Raw genomic sequence first — 19,037 nt, 5'->3', positions numbered from 1 at the left:
GAATGTCGCCCCCACTCTCCCGCGTTCTCCCTGCGATGCGTCCCCGCCTCCGCCGCTGGCTCCTCGGCCTGTCTCTCGGGACAACTGCGATCGCCGCCCTCACCTGCGGCGCCTGGTCGATGGTCCGCGCCAGCGCCGGTGAGCCCACCGCCGCGCTCGCCGACACCTGGCACGAGGGGCACAGGATCCTCGACCGACGCGGCCGTCTCCTGCGCGAGCTCACCAGCGACCTCGGCCTGCGCGGTCAGCCGCGCGCGCTCGAGGACATGGGCCCGCGCCTCCTCGCTGCCACCCTCGTCAGCGAGGACAAGGCCTTCTTCGAGCACGACGGCCTCGACCCGCAGGCCATCCTCCGCGCCGCCCTCCAGACCGTGCGCCACGGTCGCCTCGTCTCCGGCGCCAGCACGATCACCCAGCAGCTCGTCAAGATGCTCGACGCCGGCGGCCGGACGCGCGCGCGCGGCCTCGGCGACAAGCTCCTCGAGGTCGCGCGCGCGCAGAACCTCGAGGAGCAGCTGAGCAAGGAGGAGATCTTGCTCGCCTACCTCAACCGCCTCCCGTACGGCCACGGCCTCACCGGCCCCGAGGTGGCCGCGCGCGGCTATTTCGGCGTCGCCCCCCGCGACCTCAGCTGGGCCCAGGCCGCCTTCCTCGCCGTCCTCCCGCGCGCCCCCTCCTACCTCGATCCGTACGTCCGGCCCGATCGCGTCCTCCTGCGCCAGCGCGCCCTCCTCGGCGCCCTGCGCGACGCCGGCGAGCTCAGCGACCTCGAGCACGACCGCGCCGTCGCCGAGCCGATCGAGCTCCGCCCGCTGACCCGCCCCTTCTTCGCCCCGCACCTCGTCGACGCCCTCAAGCTCGAGGGCCGCCTGTCCCCGGGGACAGCCACCACCACCACCCTCGACCTCGACCTCCAGCGCGACATCGAGGGCGCCGTGCGCGTCCACCTCGCCGCGATCGAGGATCGCGGGGCCAGCGACGCCGCCGTCCTCGTCGTCGACAACGACACCGGCGACGTCCTCGCCTACGTCGGCAGCGCCGACTTCCACAGCGACGAGATCTCCGGCCAGGTCGACATGGTGCGCGCCAGGAGGCAGCCCGGCTCCACCCTCAAGCCCTTCGTCTACGGCCTCGCCTTCGCCGCCGGTCACTTCGGCCCCGAGCTCACCGCCGACGTGCCCACCACCTTCCAGGAGCGCGGCGGCGGCAGCTACACCCCCGAGAACTTCAACCGCGGCTTCGAGGGGCCGATCCCCCTGCGCGAGGCCCTCGCCGGCTCGCTCAACATCCCCGCCATCCGCCTCGCCGCCGAGCTCGGCCCCGCCGCGATCCTCGGCACGCTGCGCACGCTCGGCCTGCGCAGCCTCGACCGCGACGCCGACCACTACGGCCTCGCCCTCGCCCTCGGCAGCGGCGAGGTCGAGCTGCGCGAGCTCGCCGGCGCCTACGTCGCCCTGGCGCGCGGCGGCGAGGCGATCGCCCTCCGCTACACCACCACCGACCCCGTCTCGGTCCCCGTGCAGGTCTTCGCCCCCGACGTCGCCGCCCTCGTCACCGAGGCCCTCAGCGACCCGCTCGCGCGCGTGCGCGGCCTCCACGGTCGCGGCCCGTTTCAGCTCGCCTACCCCGTCGCCGTCAAGACCGGCACCTCCTCCGGGTACCGCGACACCTGGACAGTCGGCTACACCCGCGAGCGCACCGTCGCCGTCTGGCTCGGCAACGCCGACGGCTCGCCCACCGCCCGCCTCACCGGCGCCTCCGGGGCCGGCCCGCTGTTCGCCGACGTCATGCGTCGCGCCATGGACGACGTCCCGCAGCGCCGCCCGCTGTGGCAGCCCGAGCTGCTCGTCGACCTCGAGGTCTGCCCACTGTCCGGCGCCCCCGTCGGCCCCGCCTGCGACGAGGCCGTCCATCGCAAGTTCTCCAGGGACCATGTCCCGAAGGACACGTGTGAATTGCACGTCCATGTCCGCCCCGATCGCTCTGCTCCGGCCGGCCTGCGCTGCGACCCCCAGGCCGCCGCCACCGCCGTCGTGTTCCCGCCCGAGTACGACGAGTGGCTGGCCTACAAGACAGCCGGCGGCGACACCCCCGACGTGCACGGCCGGCCGTGGCTCGCCCGCGCCCGCGTCCCCGGCTGCGACGACCGCCCCGCCGCGCTGCCCGTCCTCCGCGTCGTCGCGCCCGCCCCCGGCACCGTGTTCGCGCTCGACCGGCGGCGCGACGCCCAGACCATCGAGGTCCGCGCCGAGCTCGACGGCGGCGGCGTCGACCTCGGCGAGCTCGCCTTCCTCGTCGACGGCCGCGAGGTCGGCCGCAGCACCTGGCCTTACAAGCTGAAGATCGCCGCCGAACCCGGCGACCACGAGGTCCTCGCCCGCCCCGCCGACCCGCGCCTGTCCGCCCGCCTCGAGTCGACCCGCTTCAGCGTCCGCTGACCCGTTGATCTGCGGCTGCCCCCCGGGACATGCCCTTGGGGACCGGCGCTACGTCTGCGGCAGCGTCACCCCGCGCTGCCCCTGGTACTTCCCGCCGCGGTCCGCGTACGATGTCTGGCACGCCTCGTCCGACTGGAAGAACAGCATCTGCGCCACGCCCTCGTTGGCGTAGATCTTGGCCGGCAGCGGCGTCGTGTTCGAGAACTCGAGCGTCACGTGGCCTTCCCACTCCGGCTCGAGCGGCGTCACGTTGACGATGATCCCGCAGCGCGCGTAGGTCGACTTGCCGAGGCAGATCACGAGCACGTCGCGGGGGATCCGGAAGTACTCGACGGTGCGGGCCAGCGCGAACGAGTTCGGCGGGATGATGCACACCTCGCCCGTGAAGTCGACGAAGCTGTTCTTCTGGAAGTCCTTCGGGTCGACCACCGCCGAGTTGATGTTCGTGAAGATCTTGAACTCCGGCGCGCAGCGGACATCGTAGCCGTAGCTCGACGTCCCGAACGACACCACCCGGCGACCCTCCGTCTCGCGCACCTGGTACGGCTCGAACGGCTCGATCATCCGGTGCTCCTGCGACATCTGGCGGATCCAGCGGTCAGACTTGATCGTCATGGCGGGCCCCGCATACCACAGCTGCGGCCGCTTCTGCGCCCCAGCCGCGTGAGGCCGCCCCGGCCTGCTGCTGCGGCTGGGCCGCCGGTGCTATCCTCTCGCGGCATGCCGCGCCCGAAAGCCCGCGCCTCGCTCGACCTCCTGCGCGACGCCATCCGCGAGGCCGGTCTTCGCGTCACCGGCCCGCGGATCGCCGTCCTCGAGCACCTCCACGGCACCGGCACCCCCTCCAGCCACGGCGAGCTCGTCGAGGCCCTCGCCCACCTCGGCTTCGACGCCGCCACCCTCTACCGCAACCTCGTCGACCTCACCCGCGCCGGCCTGCTCAACCGCATCAACCTCGGCGACAACGTCTGGCGCTTCGAGCTGCGCGCCCGCGAGGCTCACCACCCCGAGCACCCGCACTTCGTCTGCACCCAGTGCGGCGAGGTCACCTGCCTCTCGACCGTGCGCGTCAAACTCACCCCCGCCCCCGGCTCCAACAAGTCGGTCGTCGGCAACATCTCCGAGATCCTCATCAAGGGCCAGTGTGCCCGCTGCGCCTGAAGCCGCGCCATTCATCGCCCTCGCCCGCGCCTGCCTGCCGCGTCTGCGTCGCCGCCTTCGCACCACCCGTGCGCGCATCGTCGTCGTCTCGTACGACGTTCTCCGCCCATCTGCCAGCGGGGCTATTCACCGCGGCCTGATCTGATCCGGATCAGCGCTCGCGCCATTCGGCAGACAGCCTGAATTCGCGGCGATACGCGCTCGCAGGCTTGATCCGCAGCGGATCAAAGTCATCGCCTACGGTCCTCCTCGAATCGAGGAGCCCATGCACGCGACCCGCATCTCGTTGACCGACTTCGTCGACTACGTCAACCGGCCCAGCATGACCGGCAAGCTGGCCAAGGTGCGCGAGATCAAGCACCGGGGTCCGTACACGACCACCTCCGATCTGTATCGGCCGCTGCGCGAGGCCATCATCCGCACCCACGCGGCCGGCGGGGACAAGTGGGAGATCCGCGTCCACCTCGCGCGCAGCGGCGTCGGCGGTCGCTACGACAACTTCGCCGACGCGTACCTCGGCTGGTGGGGCCAGCGGCGGCTCGAGTGGTTCGAGCCCGGCTGGCAGATCGGCAGCCTGCAGGGCCTCCCGGTCAGCGTCAATCCCGAGCTCGGCCTCGAGATCGACGGCCGCCCCCACCTCATCAAACTCTACTTCAAGGAGGACGCGCTGCCGCACACGCACTCGGACATCGCCGCGCGGCTGATGGCCCGTGTGCTCCGCGAGCAAGGCCCGCGTGACGTCGCGTTCGCCGTCCTCGACGTCCGCCGCAAGCGCCTCCTGTGCATGCAAGACCGCCCCGACCTCGACCTCCTCCTCGACGCCGAGGTCGCCGCCTTCTCGGCCCTGTGGGCCCAGGCCTGAACCCCGACACGTCCAGCCGCGCCTCCGAGCACCACGCAGCCACGGCAACCCGGCGGCGCCTGCCCACCACCGGGAGCCTGAACCCCGGACGCGTCCAGCCTCACGCAGCCACGGCAACCCCGCGTCGCCTGCCCACCAGCTGAGGACATGTCCGCGAGGACATGTTCTCAGCGTTTCCTCGGTTCGCTCCGTTCCGCCGAGTTACATGTCCGAACGGACATGTAACTCGACCCGAGCGGTGGCCTCGCCGCGCGTCCGCGGGCTCTCGGCCTTCAGCCCGTCGGCCTCAGGGCACGACCGTGAGCGCGTCGGCGAACGTCGTGAACGTCGGCTTCCACACCGCCAGCGTCGTCTCCGGACCGACCGCTTTAAAAAAGTACGGGTCGCCTGCGCCCTCGACGATCGCCGCCAGCATGCGGAAGTTCGGGTCCTTGTAGCGCTCCGCCGCGCCGGGCGTCACCTGGGCCACGTAGGTGCCCGTCAGGTCGACCAGCGTCACCTTGAGCGGCGGCTTGGACACCTCCTGCACCTCGCCGTCGCTGTCGCCGAGCGGCGTCCCGTCGGCCTTCGTGAACTGCGTGCGCCAGCGGTGCACGTTCGACTTCGCGTCGCCGCCGCCGCCCGCGAACCGGTACACCGCCAGCTCTGCGTCGCCGCCCGGGCCGGGCAGGGTGAACTCGGCCAGTCGCATCGCCGACGAGCCCGGCTTCTTCGTCCACTCCTCCGGCACCTTGTAGTTGAGCCCGGGAACCGCCTCCTCGCGCGTCTTGCCGCTCGGCGTCACCGGGTGCGGATTGACGGCCTCCCGCGCCGGCCGCGACGTCTCCGTCCCCGGAGCGTCGCCCGCGTGCGGCCCCATCGCGTGGGGGTTGCCCGCGTGCGGATTGGCCGCGTGCGGGTCGGTCTTCGCCGGCGGCTCGGTCGTCTTCACCTCCGGCCCCGACTTGGCCGCAGGCGGCCCCGCGTTCTGCGGGTTCTGACAGGCGAGGACGAGCACGGCGAGGACGAGCGAAGCGCGGTGAGTCATGGTCGCGCGAAGAGTAGCAAGTCCCGTGCGTCCGCGCGCCCCTCCGCGACCTCGCGGTCGCTCGCCGCGAGTGGCGCCCGCGCTGCGACCGTCCGACGCACGCGACCACCGACCTCGTCAGCGACCCCGAGCGACCTCGAGCGAGCGCACGTCCCACGGTCCCCCGGAACGGCGATGGCCGCGAGCGTCACGCTCGCGGCCATCACTTCCAACAGGATCTCCGTCGCGCGCGACGGCCTCGCTCACGCGAGCCTCAGAACGCGCCTTCGGGCACGTCGAGCAGCTCGAGCGTCCCCTGCTCGATCAGCTTGCGCGTCAGCGTCACGCCCGGCAGCACGTTGCGGGCGTAGAACCGGACCGCCGCCAGCTTGCCCTGATAGAAGTCGCGGTCCCTGTCGGACGCCGTCTCGCGGCGCGCCGCGGCCACGATCCCCTGGCGCAGCAGCAGCCAGCCGATCACCACCTCCGCCGTGGCGAACAGGATCCGGTTGCCCTGGAAGCCGACGTGGTAGAGCGACTCCTGCAGCTTCCCCGGCATCGTCATGAAGATCCCCTGCAGGTCGGCGAGCGCCCGCGACAGCGCCGCGTGCTCGACCGCCAGCGGCCCCTTCGTGTCGACCTCGGCCAGCGTCGCCTCGATCTTGCCCATCAGGACGCGCAGCGTGCCCCCGCCGTCGCGGACGATCTTGCGGAAGAACAGGTCGAGCGCCTGGATGTGCGTCGTCCCCTCGTAGAGCGAGTCGATCTTCTGGTCGCGGATGTACTGCTCGATCGGGTAGTCCTGGCAGTAGCCCGACCCGCCGTATGTCTGCAGCGACAGCGCCAGCAGCTCGTACACCTTCTCCGAGCAGTAGCCCTTCACCAGCGGCAGCAGCAGGTCGTTCAGCTTGTCGAGCTCGTCGCTGCCGGAGGCTCCGTGTCCGCCCTTCAGCTCGACCGCGTCCTGCACCGACGCCGTGAACAGCGTCAGCGCGCGCATCCCCTCGGCGAACGCCTTCTGCGTCATCAACATCCGGCGCACGTCGGGGTGCTCGATGATCCGCACGCGCGGCGCCGACTTGTCGGTCGCGCGCAGCAGGTCGGGGCCCTGCACGCGGATCTTGGCGAACTCGAGCGCGTTCAGGTACGCCGTCGACAGCGTCGCCATCGACTTCGCGCCGACGGCCATGCGCGCGTGCTCGATGACGTGGAACATCTGGCGGATGCCGTCGTGGACCTCGCCGACCAGGAAGCCGCGGGCCGGGTGGCGCTCGCCGAACGTCAGCTCGCAGGTCGCCGACGCCTTGATGCCCATCTTGTGCTCGATGTTCGTGCAGTAGACCCCGTTGCGCTCGCCGAGGCTGCCGTCCTCGTTCACCCAGAACTTCGGCACGATGAACATCGACAGCCCCTTCGTCCCCGGCCCGGCCCCTTCGGGTCGCGCCAGCACCAGGTGCACGATGTTCTCCGCGGCGTCGAAGTCGCCGTTGGTGATGAACCGCTTGACTCCTTCGATCTCCCACACGTCGCCGTCGACCTGGCGCGCCTTCGTGCGGCCCGCCCCGACGTCCGAGCCCGCGTCCGGCTCCGTCAGCACCATCGAGCCGCCCCAGTGGCGCTCGAGCATCGGCTTGCAGAAGCGCTCGCGCTGCTTCTCCGTGCCCAGGCGGTCGATGATGTGGGCGATGATCGGCCCGAACAGGTAGAACGCGATCACCGCGTTGGAGCCGGCCGTCAGTTCGAACGCGCTCCAGATCACCGACGGCGGCGCGCCGCTGCCCCCGAGGTGTTCGGGGAGGCTGAGCAGCGGCCAGCCTTGCTCGAGCGTCGTGCGGATCGCCCGGCCCACCGCCTCCGGCAGCTTGACCGTCCCCGTCTCCTTGTCGAGCTCGAGCGGGATCCGGTCCGAAAGCGCCCACGTCGGCGCCAGCTCCTTCTGGCAGAATTCCTCGTAGCCCTCGAGCGTCGAGCGAACTGTCTCTTCGTCCATGTTCGAATAGACACCCTTGCCGAGCGACGACTCCTGGATCTTCAGGACCTCGAACAGATTGAAGAAGATGTCGCGCAGGTTGCTCTTGTAGTGATTCTGGGCGGTGATCACGAAGGCCTCGATCGCCGGACGCATGCCGGCATGCAGCCGTGGTAGTCCGATCCCGAACTCCTTGTCAACGCCGTTCCTCGGCCTCCTCCAGGCATTTCGGCCCGTACATCATCGCCATCCTCGGCAATGTGGGGCGCCGCGTTGGGCCGCGTGGCCGGCATGCCGCGCTCACGCGCGCGCGGCAAGTGTTGCCGGATCCGGCAGCGCGGCCGAGCGGCGGGCGCGGCGCTCCCTGAGCGTGGTAAGCTCGCCGGCAGCTTCCATGTGCCGGATCTTCGGGTTTCGCTCCGTCATGCAAAGCGGTGTCCACCGGAGCCTCGTCAGCGCCGACAACGCCTTGATGCTGCAGAGCGAACACCACCCTGACGGTTGGGGCGTCGCGTACTACGTCGCCAACGCCCCGCACGTCATCAAGAGCGCATCCGCGGCCGTCAGCGACCACCTCTTCCGCCACGTCTCCGGCATCGTCACCTCCGAGACCGTCCTCGCCCACATTCGCAAGGCCACCCAGGGCGAGCTCTCGACCATCAACACCCACCCGTTTCAGTTCGGCGCCTGGGTGTTCGCCCACAACGGCAACGTCCGCGGCTTCGCCACCATCCGCGACAAGCTCGTCGCCCGTGTCCCGCCGATCTTGCGCCGCTTCATCCTCGGCAACACCGACAGCGAGGTCCTCTTCTATCTGATCCTCGGCAAGATGGCCCAGCGCCACGAGCTCCACCGGCCCGGCTTCCCGCTCGCCGACGTCGCCGGCGCCGTGCGCGACGCCCTCGCCGAGGTCGAGTCGCTCGCCGGCCCGTGCTGCGCCGACAACGAGGGCTCGCCGAGCGAGACCTACCTGACCTTCGTCCTCACCAACGGCCACGTCATGCTCGGCCACCAGGGCGGCAAGCAACTGTACTTCAGCGCCCACAAGCAGCGCTGCCCCGAGCGCGACACCTGCGCCTTCTTCGCCTCCGAGTGCGAGCGCCCGCCGCCGCCCGACCGCGGCTTCGTCAGCCACCTCATCTTCTCGAGCGAGCCCCTCCACGGCGACAACGTCTGGACCCCGCTCACCCCCGGCGACATGGTCGGCGCCGACGGCCGCATGCAGATGCAACGCTTCCACGCCGGCGAGCCCGTCGACCGCCGCACCCACTGAGCCCCGAGAGCGCCGGAGCCGGCCTCATGTCCCAAAGGACATCCAGACCGGCCCCGTCTACGACAGGTCCTTGGGGACATGCCCCGAAGGACACCCGTCTCAGTGCGCCTTCTTGCGCGGGTTGGCGATGTGGATCGCCTCGCCGAGCGCGTGCTTGGCGGCCTCCATCAGCGCCTCGCTGAGCGTCGGGTGCGGGTGGATCGTCAGCGACACGTCCTCCGCGAACGCGCCCATCTCGATGGCCAGGCCCGCCTCGCTGATCAGGTCGCTCGCCTCGGGCCCGACGATGTGGACCCCGAGGATCCGGTCGTCGGCCGCGTCGGTGATCACCTTGACGAAGCCCGCCGTCTCGCCGATCGCCATCGCCCGGCCGAGCACCGAGAACGGGAACTTGCCGACGTTGACGCTGCGGCCCTGGGCCTCCGCCTCTTCCTTCGTCAGCCCCGACGACGCGATCTCCGGCTCGGTGAACACGACGTTGGGGATCTGGCGCGCGTCGTTGATCGTCTTCTTGCCGGCGATGACCTCGGCCAGCACCTCGCCCTCGTGCGACGCCTTGTGCGCCAGCATCGGCTGCCCGCACACGTCGCCGACGGCGTAGAAGCCCGGCACATTGGTCTGCTGGCGCTGGTCGACCGGCACGAACCCGCGCTCGTTCACCTTCACGCCCGTCTTCTCGAGCCCGAAGCCCTTCGTCACCGGCCGGCGGCCGACCGCCACCAGGATCACGTCGGTCACGAACTCTTGCAGCTTGCCGTCGATCTCCGCCTTCACCACGGCCTCGCCGTTGCGCTCCTCCCAGCCGACCGCCTTCGCGTTGGTGAAGATCTGCCCGCCGTCCTTCTTGATCTGGCGCGCCACGACGTCGGCGCACTCGAGGTCGACGCCGTTCAAGATGCGCCCGAGCCCCTCGAGCACCACCAGCTGCGTGCCCAGGCGCTGGAACGTCTGGCCCAGCTCGAGGCCGATGATCCCGCCGCCGATGCACACCATCCGCTTCGGCACCGACGCCAGGTCGAGCGCCGACGTGCTGTCGAGGACGCGCTTGTTGTCGACCTTGAACCCGGGGATCTCGATCGGCAGCGAGCCGGTCGCCAGCACCACGTGCTCGGCCTCGACGATGTCGTCGGGCTTGCCGTCGGCGTAGCGCAGGCGGACCTGCTTCGGCCCGAGGAATTCGGCCGTCGCCGTGACGTACTGCGTACCTGCCCCTTTGACCAGGCTGCCCACGCCGCCCGTCAGCTTCTTGACGATCCCGGCCTTCCACGCCTGCATCTTGACCATGTCGACCGTCGGCGACGAGAACGACAGCCCCATCTCGGTCGCGTGCTGGGCCTTGTGGAACAGCTTTGTCGCCGAGATCAGCGCCTTCGACGGGATGCAGCCGACGTTGAGGCACACCCCGCCGGGCTTGTCCTTCTCGACGAGCATCGCGTCGACGCCGAGCTGGCCGAGCCGGATCGCGCACGGGTAGCCGCCCGTGCCCGCGCCGATGATGAGCGCCTTCTTCTTGATCGTGGCCACGACTGTCTCCTGTGCGAGAGGTCAGATCCCTGCGAGCAGCAGCAAGTTGGGGTCTTCGAGGAAGCGCCGCACCTCCTGCAGGAAGTTTGCGCCCTCGAAGCCGTCGACCACGCGGTGGTCGAGCGAGACCGAGAGGTTCATCAGGTGCCCGACGACGATGTTGTCGCGCTCGTCGACGATGGGCACCTTGCGGATCGCGTGCACGCCGAGGATCCCGACCTCGGGGAAGTTGATGATCGGCGTCGCCAGCACGCCGCCGATGTTGCCGAGGCTCGAGATCGTGAACGTCCCGCCGGTCAGGTCCTCGCGCCTCGCCGTGCCGGCCTTGGCCGCCTCGCCGAGCCGCGCGATCTCCCGCCCGATCTCGAGGATGCTGAGCTTGTCGGCCCCGTGGACCACCGGCACCATCAAGCCCTGGTCGGTCGCCGCGGCCACGCCGATGTTGTAGCGCTTCTTCAGCAAGATCCGGCCGCCGGCCTCGTCGAGCTCGGCGTTCACGATCGGGTACTTCTTCAGCGCGTGCACCACCGCCTTGACGATGAACGGCAAGAACGTGAGGCTCACGCCCTGCTCGGCCGCCGCCGCCTTGGCCTCCTGGCGCAGCCGCACCAGCTTGGTCACGTTGACCTGCTCGACGTACGTGTAGTGCACGGCGCTCGTGTACGAGCGCGTCATCGCCTCGGCGATCCGCCGCCGCATGCCGCGGAACGGCACCACCTCGTCGTCGACCGCGGCCTCGGCCGTGTGCGGCGGGCGCACCACCGGCATCGACGCGACCGGAGCGGCCGGCACCGGCGCAGCCGGCTTGCCGACCGCGGCAGCCGCGACCGGCGGGGCCGCCGGAACGACGATCGGCGGCGGCACGGGCACGCTCGGGGCCGGCGGCAGCTTCGCCGCCTCGGCCGCCTTGAGCACGTCCCCCTTGGTGATCCGGCCGCGGTCGTCGGTCGGCAGGCCGCGGAGGTCGATCCCCTCCTCACGCGCCAACGCGCGGGCCGCCGGCGTCGCCAGCACTGTCCCATTGGACATGCCCGAAGGAGCAGCCAATGGCGGCGCGCTCGGTGCAGCCGGAGCGGCCGGGCTGGCGGCCGGTCGTGCGCCGCCGACCTCGAGGATCGCGATCACCTGCTCGACCGCACAGATGTCACCGACCTGCGCCTTGAGCTCGCGGACCACCCCCGCGACCGGCGACGGCACCTCGATCGTCGCCTTGTCGGTCATCACCTCGACGAGCGCCTCGTTGGCCTGCACCGGCTCGCCGGGCTGCTTGTGCCAGCGGACGATCTCGCCCTCCACCACGCCTTCGCCGATCTCCGGCAGCTTGAACTCGAGCATGAAGACTCCGGCTCCTGATCAGTAGGTCACGACCTGGTGGATGGCGTCGGCGATCGCCGCCACGCCGGGCAAGCCCGACATCTCGTCCTGGCGCGCGAGCGGCCCGTCGCGCCCGCTGACGCGCACGATCGGCGCGTCGAGGTGGAGGATCGCGCGATCGGCGAGGAGCGCCGCCAGCTCGGCACCTGGCCCGAAGGACAGTCCGCCTGCGTGCGCGATCACCAGCTTGCCGGTCTGCGCCGCCGCGGCCACCACCGCCTCGACGTCGAGCGGCGCCAGCCCCCCGAGCTCGTACACCGCCGCGTCGTGGCCCGACTGCTCCGCCGCCGCGCACGCGACGTCGACCGCAGCGCCCCACGCGAACACCGTCGCCGCCGCGCCGTCGCGGACGCACCGCGCCGCGCACAGCGGCCGGCCGAGGTTTTCGACCACATCGCCGTCCTCGACCTCGCGCAGGAGCAGCGCGCGCGGCAGCAGCAACACCGTCGGGTCCTCGCCCGCCTCGAAGTTGGCCGCCGTGCGGAGCATCGCCCCCGCCTCGCGCGCGTCGCCGAGGATCGCCACGCGCAGCCCCGGCACGCCTGCGATCGCCCCGTCCGGCGAGTCCGCGCCGTCGCCCCCGAGCCCGAAGCCCGGCCCGGTCGGCGCCACGATCAACACCGGCGCGCTGCGTTCGCCCGCCGACGTCCCCGCGATCCGGCCCAGCTCGCGCAGCGCCGCGTAGCCCTCGAGCAGCGCCGTCGCGGACTGCAGCAGCACGATGGGCCGCCGTCCCGCCAGCGCGAGACCTGTCGCATGGGCCAGGCCGGCCGCCGGCGTCAGCGGCGTGGCCAGCACCCGCAGCCCGAGGCTCGGGTCGCGTGTCGCCGCCCGCGACAGCCCGAGCATCCCGCCCTGGCGAACATCCTCGCCGAGCAGCACGCGGCGGACATCGTCGCGCAGCAGCTCGGCGACGATCGTGGACAAGCGTTCGAGCGTGCTCATCGCCCTGCCTCCTTCGCCTGCGCGTGCGTGAAGGCTCGCTCGAGCTGCCCCCGCACCTCCGCCTCGATGACGTCCTGGAACGTCGGCGTCCACTGTCCCTCGCGGTCGAGGTGTCGGCGGAGCCGCTCGATCGGGTCGCGGTGCGCCGGGATGTCCGCCTCCGTCGCGCCGGCCTGCAGCTGCGTCACCACCACCTCGACCAGCCCCGGCCCGCGCGCATCACGGGCGCGTCGCAGCGCCTGGTCGAGCGCCGAGTGCACGGCCACGACATCCGCGCCGTCCACCCGCCGCGACCACAACCCGCACGCCTTCACGCGCTCGGCCACGCTGTCCCCGAGCAGCCCCGCCTCGGCCGGCGCGCCCTCGGGCCAGAGCTGGCTCTTGCACACCAGCACCAGCGGCAGGTCGCACGCCGACGCGAGCGCCACCGTCTCGTGGAACAGCGCCGTCGTCGTCAACCCTTCGCCGAAGATGACGACCGTCGCCCGGCCGGTCCCGGCGAGCTTCTGCGCGTGGGCCTGACCGGCCGCGAGCGGCAGGTGCAGGCCCAGCGGCTCGGGTGCGTAGGCGATGCCGAGATCGGCAGCCGCTACCGCGCCCGGCCGGCCGTTGTAACCGCGGTCGGCGTCGCCGGCGACGCCGAGGATCTGGCGCGCAAAGTCATCGAGGTCGAGGCCGCGGATGGGCGCCAGGGCGAAGTCGCGGACGCCCGGGTAGATCCAGTCTTCCTGGCCCGCCAGCATCGCCGTGAGCACCGAGACCGCCTCTTCTCCCGCGCACGACACCCACATCGGCAAGCCGAGCCGGCCGACCCGCAGGTCGAGGCACCGCGCCGCCACGAGTCGCTTGTACAGCCCCCGCAGATCGACCCCCTGTGCCGCCCGCCTGTCGACGAGCTGCCCCTCCGGATCGAGGCAGACCTCCACTCCTTCGGGATCCCAGGGACAGTCTTCCATGCGCGCGGAGGGGTTGTAACTGCGCGCCAAACCCAACGTCAAGGTCGGCCGCGGCCCCGGAAGCCCGTTCACGCCCGGCCACGGCCGCCGCCTCCGTGATGTTGCGCGCCGACTCACCTGCGCAACGCGACGCACAGCGCGATCACGTCGCCGCGAGCGGCCTGTTGCCGCGCTCGGCAAGTCGCCTATCTCCGAGCGCCGCGTGCGAATCCCCGCCGACCAGCGCCCATCGCGCACCGTCCTCTACCCGCAACGATCTGTCCTCTTCGACATGCCCATGAGAACATGTTCGTTCAGTCATCTCATTCCGCTCGGGTCGGCGCGCAGGGAGCCGCGAGCGTCGCGCTCGCCGAGCCGGCGGCGCTACTTCCGCCGCGCCGCGACAAACTTGGGTGGAGGCCCGTCGAGGGTGTACATCTCGGGGCCGTGAGCTCGCCCGCCCCGGTCGTCATGAAGTTCGGCGGCAGCAGCGTCGCCGACCTCGAGCGGATCCGTCACTGCGCGCTCCGGATCGTCGAGCGAGCGGCTGACCAGCCCGTGGTCGTCGTCGTCTCCGCCATGGGCAAGACCACCAACGAGCTGCTGGCCATGGCGCGCGCGCTCATCGACCCGCCGCCGGCGCGCGAGCTCGACATGTTGCTCAGCACCGGCGAGCGCGGGTCGATGACCCTGCTGGCCCTGGCGATCGCGGCGCTCGGGCGGCAGGCCATCAGCCTCACCGGCTCGCAGTGCGGCATCATCACCGACCACCAGCACGGCCGCGCCCGCATCGTCGAGGTCCGGCCGTTCCGCGTCCTCGACGAGCTCGCCGCCGGCAACATCGTCATCATCGGCGGCTTCCAGGGCGTCAGCTACAAGCGCGACGTCACCACCCTCGGCCGCGGCGGCTCCGACACCACCGCCGTCGCCCTCGCCGCCGCCATCGACGCCGACTGCGAGATCTACAGCGACGTCGACGGCGTCTACAGCGCCGACCCCCGCGAGGTCGACGACGCCATGCGGCTCGACACCCTCTCCTACGGCGAGATGCAGGCGCTCGCGCGCGCCGGCGCCAAGGTCCTCCACTCCCAGGCGGTCCAACTCGCCGAGGAGCGCGGGATCGCCATCTACGCCCGCCACAGTCGCCCCGAGATCACCGGCGAGACCGTCATCCGCAAGAACCCGCCCTCGCGCCCCGGCGTGCGCGCGGTCGCCTCCGACGCCTCGATCATCCGCGTGAACCTGTCTTTTCGCACAGGTGCATTCCGCCATGTCCCCGAGGCCATCCGCCAGCTCGGCCCGCTCGGCCTGCGTCACCTCCGGATCGCCGAGCAGGGGGTCACCGGCCTGTTGTCGCAGGCGCAGCGGACCGACAGCAGCGAGGCGCTCGCGCGGCTCGGCGGCTTCGCGCGCTCGCTCGGCCGCGACCTCGCCGGGCTCGAGTGCGTCGAGGGCCTCGCCGCGGTGAGCTGCGTCGGCGCCGGCCTCGAGGAGAACCCGGCCGTCGTGGCCCGCGCCTACGAGAGTCTGCACGCCGCCGATGTCCCCGTCCGCGAGGTCCACACCGACTCGCACAGCCTCGCCTTCATCGTCGAGTCCGCCCGACGCGTGCAGGCGGTGCGTGCGCTGCACGCCACGTTCATCGGCCGCGGCGTCGAGGCTCGCTGACATCTGGAGGCGTCCTCCACGCGAGGACGCCGCCCCGTGAATCCGCGACGACACACGACGTCTCAGTCGCGCTCGCGGTCGCTCGCTCGAGCGCGCGTGCCCATAACCTCTGCACATCGGAGAGAGTCATGCTCAAGAACCTTACGCTGATCGCCGTCACGGGCCTCTTCGTCGCGACCGGCTGCATCATCAACACCGGCACCACCGACTCCGGGACCGACACCAACATCACGGCCACCAACAACACGACCGACGGCACCTCGACCACCGACGGCACCGACGGCACCTCGACCACCGACGGCACCGACGGCGAGACGGGCACCTCGACCGCTGCGCCCACCACCACCGCGCCCACCACCACCGGCGACGCGCCGACGTCGACCACGAGCGACGGCACCACGACCGACGACACCGCCACCACCACCGAAGACACCACGGCCGGCACCACCGGCGGCGCGTTCGGCAAGTGCGGCTGGGACCCCAGCAACGATTACTACGCCTGCGGGTTCGAGGGCGTCGATCCGGACAACCTCAACCCCATCGAGTGCCCCGATCCGCTCCCGGCCGCGGGCGATGCCTGCGACGCGTCGTCTCCGGTCGGCGGCATCGGCTGCTGCCTCCCTGACGGCAAGAACTATTACTGCAGCGACCAGAACATGATCGTCATCGACGAGTGCGGCGCCTGAAGCTCGCGTGTGTCAAGACCCCGACGCTCGAGGAGCGCGGGGTCTCGCCACGAGCCGGCCCGCAGCGCCTCAGTCGCGCACGACCACCGTGCTGCCCGGGCTCTCGTCCGTCGCGTTCACGCCGTGCCACCCCTCGGGCAAGAACGGCGTGGTCCAGTGGAACAGCCACCGCGCGTCGCTCGGCCCCAGGTTCACGCAGCCGTGGCTGCGAACCGTGCCGAAGCTGCGGTGCCAGAAGGCGCCGTGAAGCGCGTAGCTGCCGAAGAAGAACATGGTCCAGGGGACATCCTGGATCGAGTAGTTGCCGTCAGTGGCCGAGCTGCCGTCCATCGTCGTCGACACGTGCTTGCTGTAGATCCGCCAGCGCCCGCGCGGCGTCTCGTACGGGTCTTCCTTCGTCCCCTTGCGCCCGCTCGACACCAGCGTCACGTACACCGGGCGCGTGCCCTCGTAGGCGACGAGCATCTGCTGCGACACGCTTACGTCGATCCACCGCTCCCACGGGTCGAGCCCCTTCGGCAGCGCCTGCAGGTCGGGGATCATCAGGTGATCCTTGCGCACCAGCAGACCGTCGGCCGTGATCATGTAGGCGCGCCCGCCGATCTCTGTCTCTTCGGTCAGGTCGAGGAACGTCCGCCGTTCGACCGACTTGGTCGCCTTCAGCTTGTCGTCCGCGGTCAGCTGCAGGAGCTTGGTGTCCTTCTTGACGTAGCCGAAGGGATAGGTGATCCCCTGCTCGTCGAGCGCGACGCCGACCCAGTCCTTCGCCTCGTAGCGCGAGATGTCGGCCGCCGAGACGTACGCCCCGCGCGCCGTGCGATAGAACGTCAGGCCGCGCTCCACCACCTTCTCGCCGAGCGACAGGAAGAACCCGCGCTCGAGCCACGGCGTATTCGGGCTCAGCGGCAACTTCACGTCGACGAGCACCGGGTCGGGCTTCGGCAGCTCCGCCAGCGACGAACCCTCGGCCGCTGTCTCGGCGGGGATCGGCGCGTCGGTGGGCGGCTCCTTCGTGGCCAGGCGCTCGGACTCCCGCACGGCGCGCTGGCTATTCATGGCGGTGAGCTCCTGGTCGGTGGGGATCCGCCACCACATCGGGCTGTTCCACCGGCGGACGAAGCCGTATTCGTAGGGATGACCCTGATCGAGTCGAGGCGCCGGCGGCGGGTACTTCATCGGCGGCTGCTTGTCGGCATCGACCACGAGCCCCTTGCTCGCGCACGCGTAGCCGCCCGCGGGCAGGCCGTAGAACCCGCCCTTGCAGCTCTCGTGTTCGACCTTCTCGGTCGTCATCATCCGCGTACCGATCCGGAGATAGCCGAGCTTCTCGCCGGTCATGTCGGGCCGCGAGTAGACCGTGACCACTTCGTAGCCGGCCAGGGCGTGCAGCTTCAGCAGTTCGGACGCCGGCACACCGAGCGGCGGCCGGATCTGCCCGTAGCCCTCCGGAGCCCGAACCTCGTCGTCCGGCTCGGCGCCGGCGACCTCGGCGACGGTCGTGTCCGTGCTGTCCGGCGCCGCCTCGTCCGGCGCCGTGCCGTCGGGCGCGGAGCTGTCGTCGCCCCCGGCATCCCCGAGCGCCTCCGGCGAGTGCGGGTCGGCCTCGGGAAGCCGGGTCTCCGGACGCCGCTCCTCGGCGGCCGGGGCCGGCAGCTCGGCTGGCGGTTCGGACCGGGGAGCCGAATCGCAGGCAGCGAAACCGAGTGCCAAGAGCCAATTTCTGGGCGATCCGGGCATGCGGAGTGGATAGCCTACGCCGAGCACAAGGGGAAGATTTCCGCCCATGCTCTGACGAGACCAAATAAAAAAGCCCCCTTCTTTCGAAGGGGGCATAGCGCTGGCGGCGTCCTACTCTCCCACAGGGTCGCCCCTGCAGTACCATCGGCGCTGGAAGTCTTAACGACCGAGTTCGGGATGGGATCGGGTGTGGCCCTTCCGCCATAGCCACCAGCAAAACTTGTTCGACGAGCTGCGGGTCCGGCGGCCGCCCTGTGAGGGGTGGCCGATTCGTACTCGCAAAGAGATTGTGCGCTGTGCACGGGGCTCCGGTTCGGAGCGGGCCATTTGGCCTTCGTGCGTGTGTCGCTCGGAACCTCGGACTGCAAACCGCCACACGGGAGCGGTGCCCAAGGTCAAGCCGAACGGTCGATTAGTACCGGTTAGCTCCGCGCGTCGCCGCGCTTCCACACCCGGCCTATTAACGTCGTCGTCTACGACGGACCTTCAGGGAATCCTCATCTTGTGGTTGGCTTCCCGCTTAGATGCTTTCAGCGGTTATCCGTTCCAGACATGGCTACCCGGCGATGCTCTTGGCAAAACAACCGGAACACCAGGGGTCTGTCCATCCCGGTCCTCTCGTACTAGGGACAGCTCCACTTCAAGATTCCTGCGCCCACGGCAGATAGGGACCAAACTGTCTCACGACGTTTTGAACCCAGCTCGCGTACCGCTTTAATTGGCGAACAGCCAAACCCTTGGGACCTACTACAGCCCCAGGATGCGATGAGCCGACATCGAGGTGCCAAACCACGCCGTCGATGTGAACTCTTGGGCGTGATAAGCCTGTTATCCCCGGAGTACCTTTTATCCGTTGAGCGATGGCCCTTCCATTCAGAACCACCGGATCACTAAGGCCCACTTTCGTGCCTGCTCCTCTTGTATGAGTCGCAGTCAAGCTCCCTTATGCCTTTACACTCTTCGGCTGGTTTCCAATCAGCCTGAGGGAACCTTTGCGCGCCTCCGTTACTCTTTCGGAGGTGACCGCCCCAGTCAAACTACCCACCAGGCAGTGTCCCGGACCAGGCTCACTGGTCACGGTTAGGCTTTCAGACTTCTCAGGGTGGTATTTCAACGTTGGCTCCGTGGAACCTAGCGGCCCCACATCATAGCCTCCCACCTATCCTACACAGACAAGTCCGAAAACCAGTGCCAAGCTGCAGTAAAGGTTCACGGGGTCTTTCCGTCTTGCCGCGGGTACGGGGCATCTTCACCCCGATTTCAATTTCGCTGAGTCCCGGGTCGAGACAGTGGGGAAGTCGTTACGCCATTCGTGCAGGACGGAACTTACCCGCCAAGGAATTTCGCTACCTTAGGACCGTTATAGTTACGGCCGCCGTTTACCGGGGCTTCGATTCGATGCTTCGCTTGCGCTGACATCTCCTGTTAACCTTCCGGCACCGGGCAGGCGTCAGACCCT

14 protein-coding genes and 2 rRNA genes (1 of these 16 cut by a window edge) are annotated in these 19,037 nt (G+C 70.2%); 6 read left to right on the top strand and 10 right to left on the bottom strand.

Going from position 1 to position 19,037, the window contains the following annotated elements:
- Positions 1–35: 35 nt before the first annotated feature.
- Complete coding sequence (gene pbpC / locus K7C98_RS40635; protein ID WP_224197316.1) at positions 36–2,438, top strand: penicillin-binding protein 1C; 2,403 nt, start codon at positions 36–38, stop codon at positions 2,436–2,438.
- Positions 2,439–2,486: 48 nt separating this feature from the next.
- Here the strand turns inward: pbpC and dcd are convergent, their stop codons facing one another.
- Positions 2,487–3,053 carry a dCTP deaminase gene (dcd, locus tag K7C98_RS40630; protein ID WP_224197315.1) on the bottom strand — a complete coding sequence of 189 codons (567 nt, stop codon included), beginning with the start codon at positions 3,051–3,053 and terminating at the stop codon, positions 2,487–2,489.
- Between the two features lie 105 nt (positions 3,054–3,158).
- Here dcd and K7C98_RS40625 point away from each other — a divergent pair, with 105 nt between their 5' ends.
- Both K7C98_RS40625 and K7C98_RS40620 read left to right on the top strand, forming a co-directional pair.
- Entirely contained in the window at positions 3,159–3,599 is a 441-nt protein-coding gene (locus K7C98_RS40625; protein WP_224197314.1) for a Fur family transcriptional regulator, read from the top strand.
- Positions 3,600–3,864: 265 nt separating this feature from the next.
- A complete protein-coding gene (locus K7C98_RS40620) occupies positions 3,865–4,461 on the top strand; it encodes a hypothetical protein (RefSeq protein WP_224197313.1) in 597 nt (198 codons plus the stop codon).
- Between the two features lie 286 nt (positions 4,462–4,747).
- Here the strand turns inward: K7C98_RS40620 and K7C98_RS40615 are convergent, their stop codons facing one another.
- Both K7C98_RS40615 and K7C98_RS40610 read right to left on the bottom strand, forming a co-directional pair.
- Positions 4,748–5,488, bottom strand: coding sequence for a hypothetical protein (locus K7C98_RS40615; RefSeq protein WP_224197312.1), 741 nt, complete (start codon positions 5,486–5,488; stop codon positions 4,748–4,750).
- A gap of 253 nt (positions 5,489–5,741) precedes the next feature.
- Positions 5,742–7,592: an acyl-CoA dehydrogenase gene (locus K7C98_RS40610; RefSeq protein WP_224197311.1), complete on the bottom strand. Its 1,851-nt coding sequence runs from the start codon at positions 7,590–7,592 to the stop codon at positions 5,742–5,744.
- A gap of 238 nt (positions 7,593–7,830) precedes the next feature.
- On the opposite strand from K7C98_RS40610, the gene K7C98_RS40605 reads away from it, so the two are divergent.
- On the top strand, positions 7,831–8,709 hold the full coding sequence (locus K7C98_RS40605; protein ID WP_224197310.1) for a class II glutamine amidotransferase: 879 nt from the start codon (positions 7,831–7,833) through the stop codon (positions 8,707–8,709).
- A gap of 99 nt (positions 8,710–8,808) precedes the next feature.
- Here K7C98_RS40605 and lpdA read toward each other — a convergent pair whose 3' ends face one another.
- From lpdA to K7C98_RS40585, 4 genes are read right to left on the bottom strand one after another with little or no spacing between them, the layout of a single operon-like run.
- A complete protein-coding gene (gene lpdA, locus K7C98_RS40600) occupies positions 8,809–10,233 on the bottom strand; it encodes a dihydrolipoyl dehydrogenase (protein ID WP_224197309.1) in 1,425 nt (474 codons plus the stop codon).
- Positions 10,234–10,254: 21 nt separating this feature from the next.
- Complete coding sequence (locus K7C98_RS40595; protein WP_224197308.1) at positions 10,255–11,568, bottom strand: dihydrolipoamide acetyltransferase family protein; 1,314 nt, start codon at positions 11,566–11,568, stop codon at positions 10,255–10,257.
- 18 nt (positions 11,569–11,586) lie between these two features.
- Complete coding sequence (locus K7C98_RS40590; protein ID WP_224197307.1) at positions 11,587–12,552, bottom strand: transketolase C-terminal domain-containing protein; 966 nt, start codon at positions 12,550–12,552, stop codon at positions 11,587–11,589.
- Complete coding sequence (locus tag K7C98_RS40585) at positions 12,549–13,508, bottom strand: thiamine pyrophosphate-dependent enzyme (RefSeq protein WP_224197306.1); 960 nt, start codon at positions 13,506–13,508, stop codon at positions 12,549–12,551. The genes K7C98_RS40590 and K7C98_RS40585 overlap by 4 nt, the downstream gene beginning before the upstream one ends.
- Before the next feature lie 426 nt (positions 13,509–13,934).
- Here K7C98_RS40585 and K7C98_RS40580 point away from each other — a divergent pair, with 426 nt between their 5' ends.
- Together K7C98_RS40580 and K7C98_RS40575 are read left to right on the top strand one after the other, a co-directional pair.
- A complete protein-coding gene (locus K7C98_RS40580) occupies positions 13,935–15,155 on the top strand; it encodes an aspartate kinase (RefSeq protein WP_224197305.1) in 1,221 nt (406 codons plus the stop codon).
- Between the two features lie 128 nt (positions 15,156–15,283).
- A complete protein-coding gene (locus K7C98_RS40575; RefSeq protein WP_224197304.1) occupies positions 15,284–15,841 on the top strand; it encodes a hypothetical protein in 558 nt (185 codons plus the stop codon).
- 69 nt (positions 15,842–15,910) lie between these two features.
- Here K7C98_RS40575 and K7C98_RS40570 read toward each other — a convergent pair whose 3' ends face one another.
- The 3 genes from K7C98_RS40570 to K7C98_RS40560 all read right to left on the bottom strand — a co-directional run.
- Positions 15,911–17,551: a L,D-transpeptidase gene (locus K7C98_RS40570; RefSeq protein ID WP_224197303.1), complete on the bottom strand. Its 1,641-nt coding sequence runs from the start codon at positions 17,549–17,551 to the stop codon at positions 15,911–15,913.
- Positions 17,552–17,676: 125 nt separating this feature from the next.
- Positions 17,677–17,793: ribosomal RNA gene (gene rrf, locus K7C98_RS40565) — 5S ribosomal RNA — on the bottom strand.
- A 176-nt stretch (positions 17,794–17,969) separates the two neighbouring features.
- Positions 17,970–19,037, bottom strand: a 23S ribosomal RNA gene (locus K7C98_RS40560) (it continues 1,875 nt past the right edge of the window).

The sequence above is a fragment of the Nannocystis pusilla genome, assembly GCF_020073745.1.
GTDB lineage: Bacteria > Myxococcota_A > Polyangia > Nannocystales > Nannocystaceae > Nannocystis > Nannocystis radixulma.
Note: the sequence above shows the minus strand (reverse complement) of the source record. Positions and strands in the feature narration are given on the sequence as shown.

Bases quoted from the DNA above. Each gene is read 5' to 3' on its own strand.
- K7C98_RS40595 (WP_224197308.1), bottom strand. From the start codon at position 11,568: ATGCTCGAGTTCAAGCTGCCGGAGATCGGCGAAGGCGTGGTGGAGGGC.
- K7C98_RS40615 (WP_224197312.1), bottom strand. From the start codon at position 5,488: ATGACTCACCGCGCTTCGCTCGTCCTCGCCGTGCTCGTCCTCGCCTGT.
- K7C98_RS40585 (WP_224197306.1), bottom strand. From the start codon at position 13,508: ATGGAAGACTGTCCCTGGGATCCCGAAGGAGTGGAGGTCTGCCTCGAT.
- dcd (WP_224197315.1), bottom strand. From the start codon at position 3,053: ATGACGATCAAGTCTGACCGCTGGATCCGCCAGATGTCGCAGGAGCAC.
- K7C98_RS40625 (WP_224197314.1), top strand. From the start codon at position 3,159: ATGCCGCGCCCGAAAGCCCGCGCCTCGCTCGACCTCCTGCGCGACGCC.
- K7C98_RS40620 (WP_224197313.1), top strand. From the start codon at position 3,865: ATGCACGCGACCCGCATCTCGTTGACCGACTTCGTCGACTACGTCAAC.
- K7C98_RS40605 (WP_224197310.1), top strand. From the start codon at position 7,831: ATGTGCCGGATCTTCGGGTTTCGCTCCGTCATGCAAAGCGGTGTCCAC.
- K7C98_RS40610 (WP_224197311.1), bottom strand. From the start codon at position 7,592: ATGCGTCCGGCGATCGAGGCCTTCGTGATCACCGCCCAGAATCACTAC.
- K7C98_RS40575 (WP_224197304.1), top strand. From the start codon at position 15,284: ATGCTCAAGAACCTTACGCTGATCGCCGTCACGGGCCTCTTCGTCGCG.
- pbpC (WP_224197316.1), top strand. From the start codon at position 36: ATGCGTCCCCGCCTCCGCCGCTGGCTCCTCGGCCTGTCTCTCGGGACA.
- K7C98_RS40590 (WP_224197307.1), bottom strand. From the start codon at position 12,552: ATGAGCACGCTCGAACGCTTGTCCACGATCGTCGCCGAGCTGCTGCGC.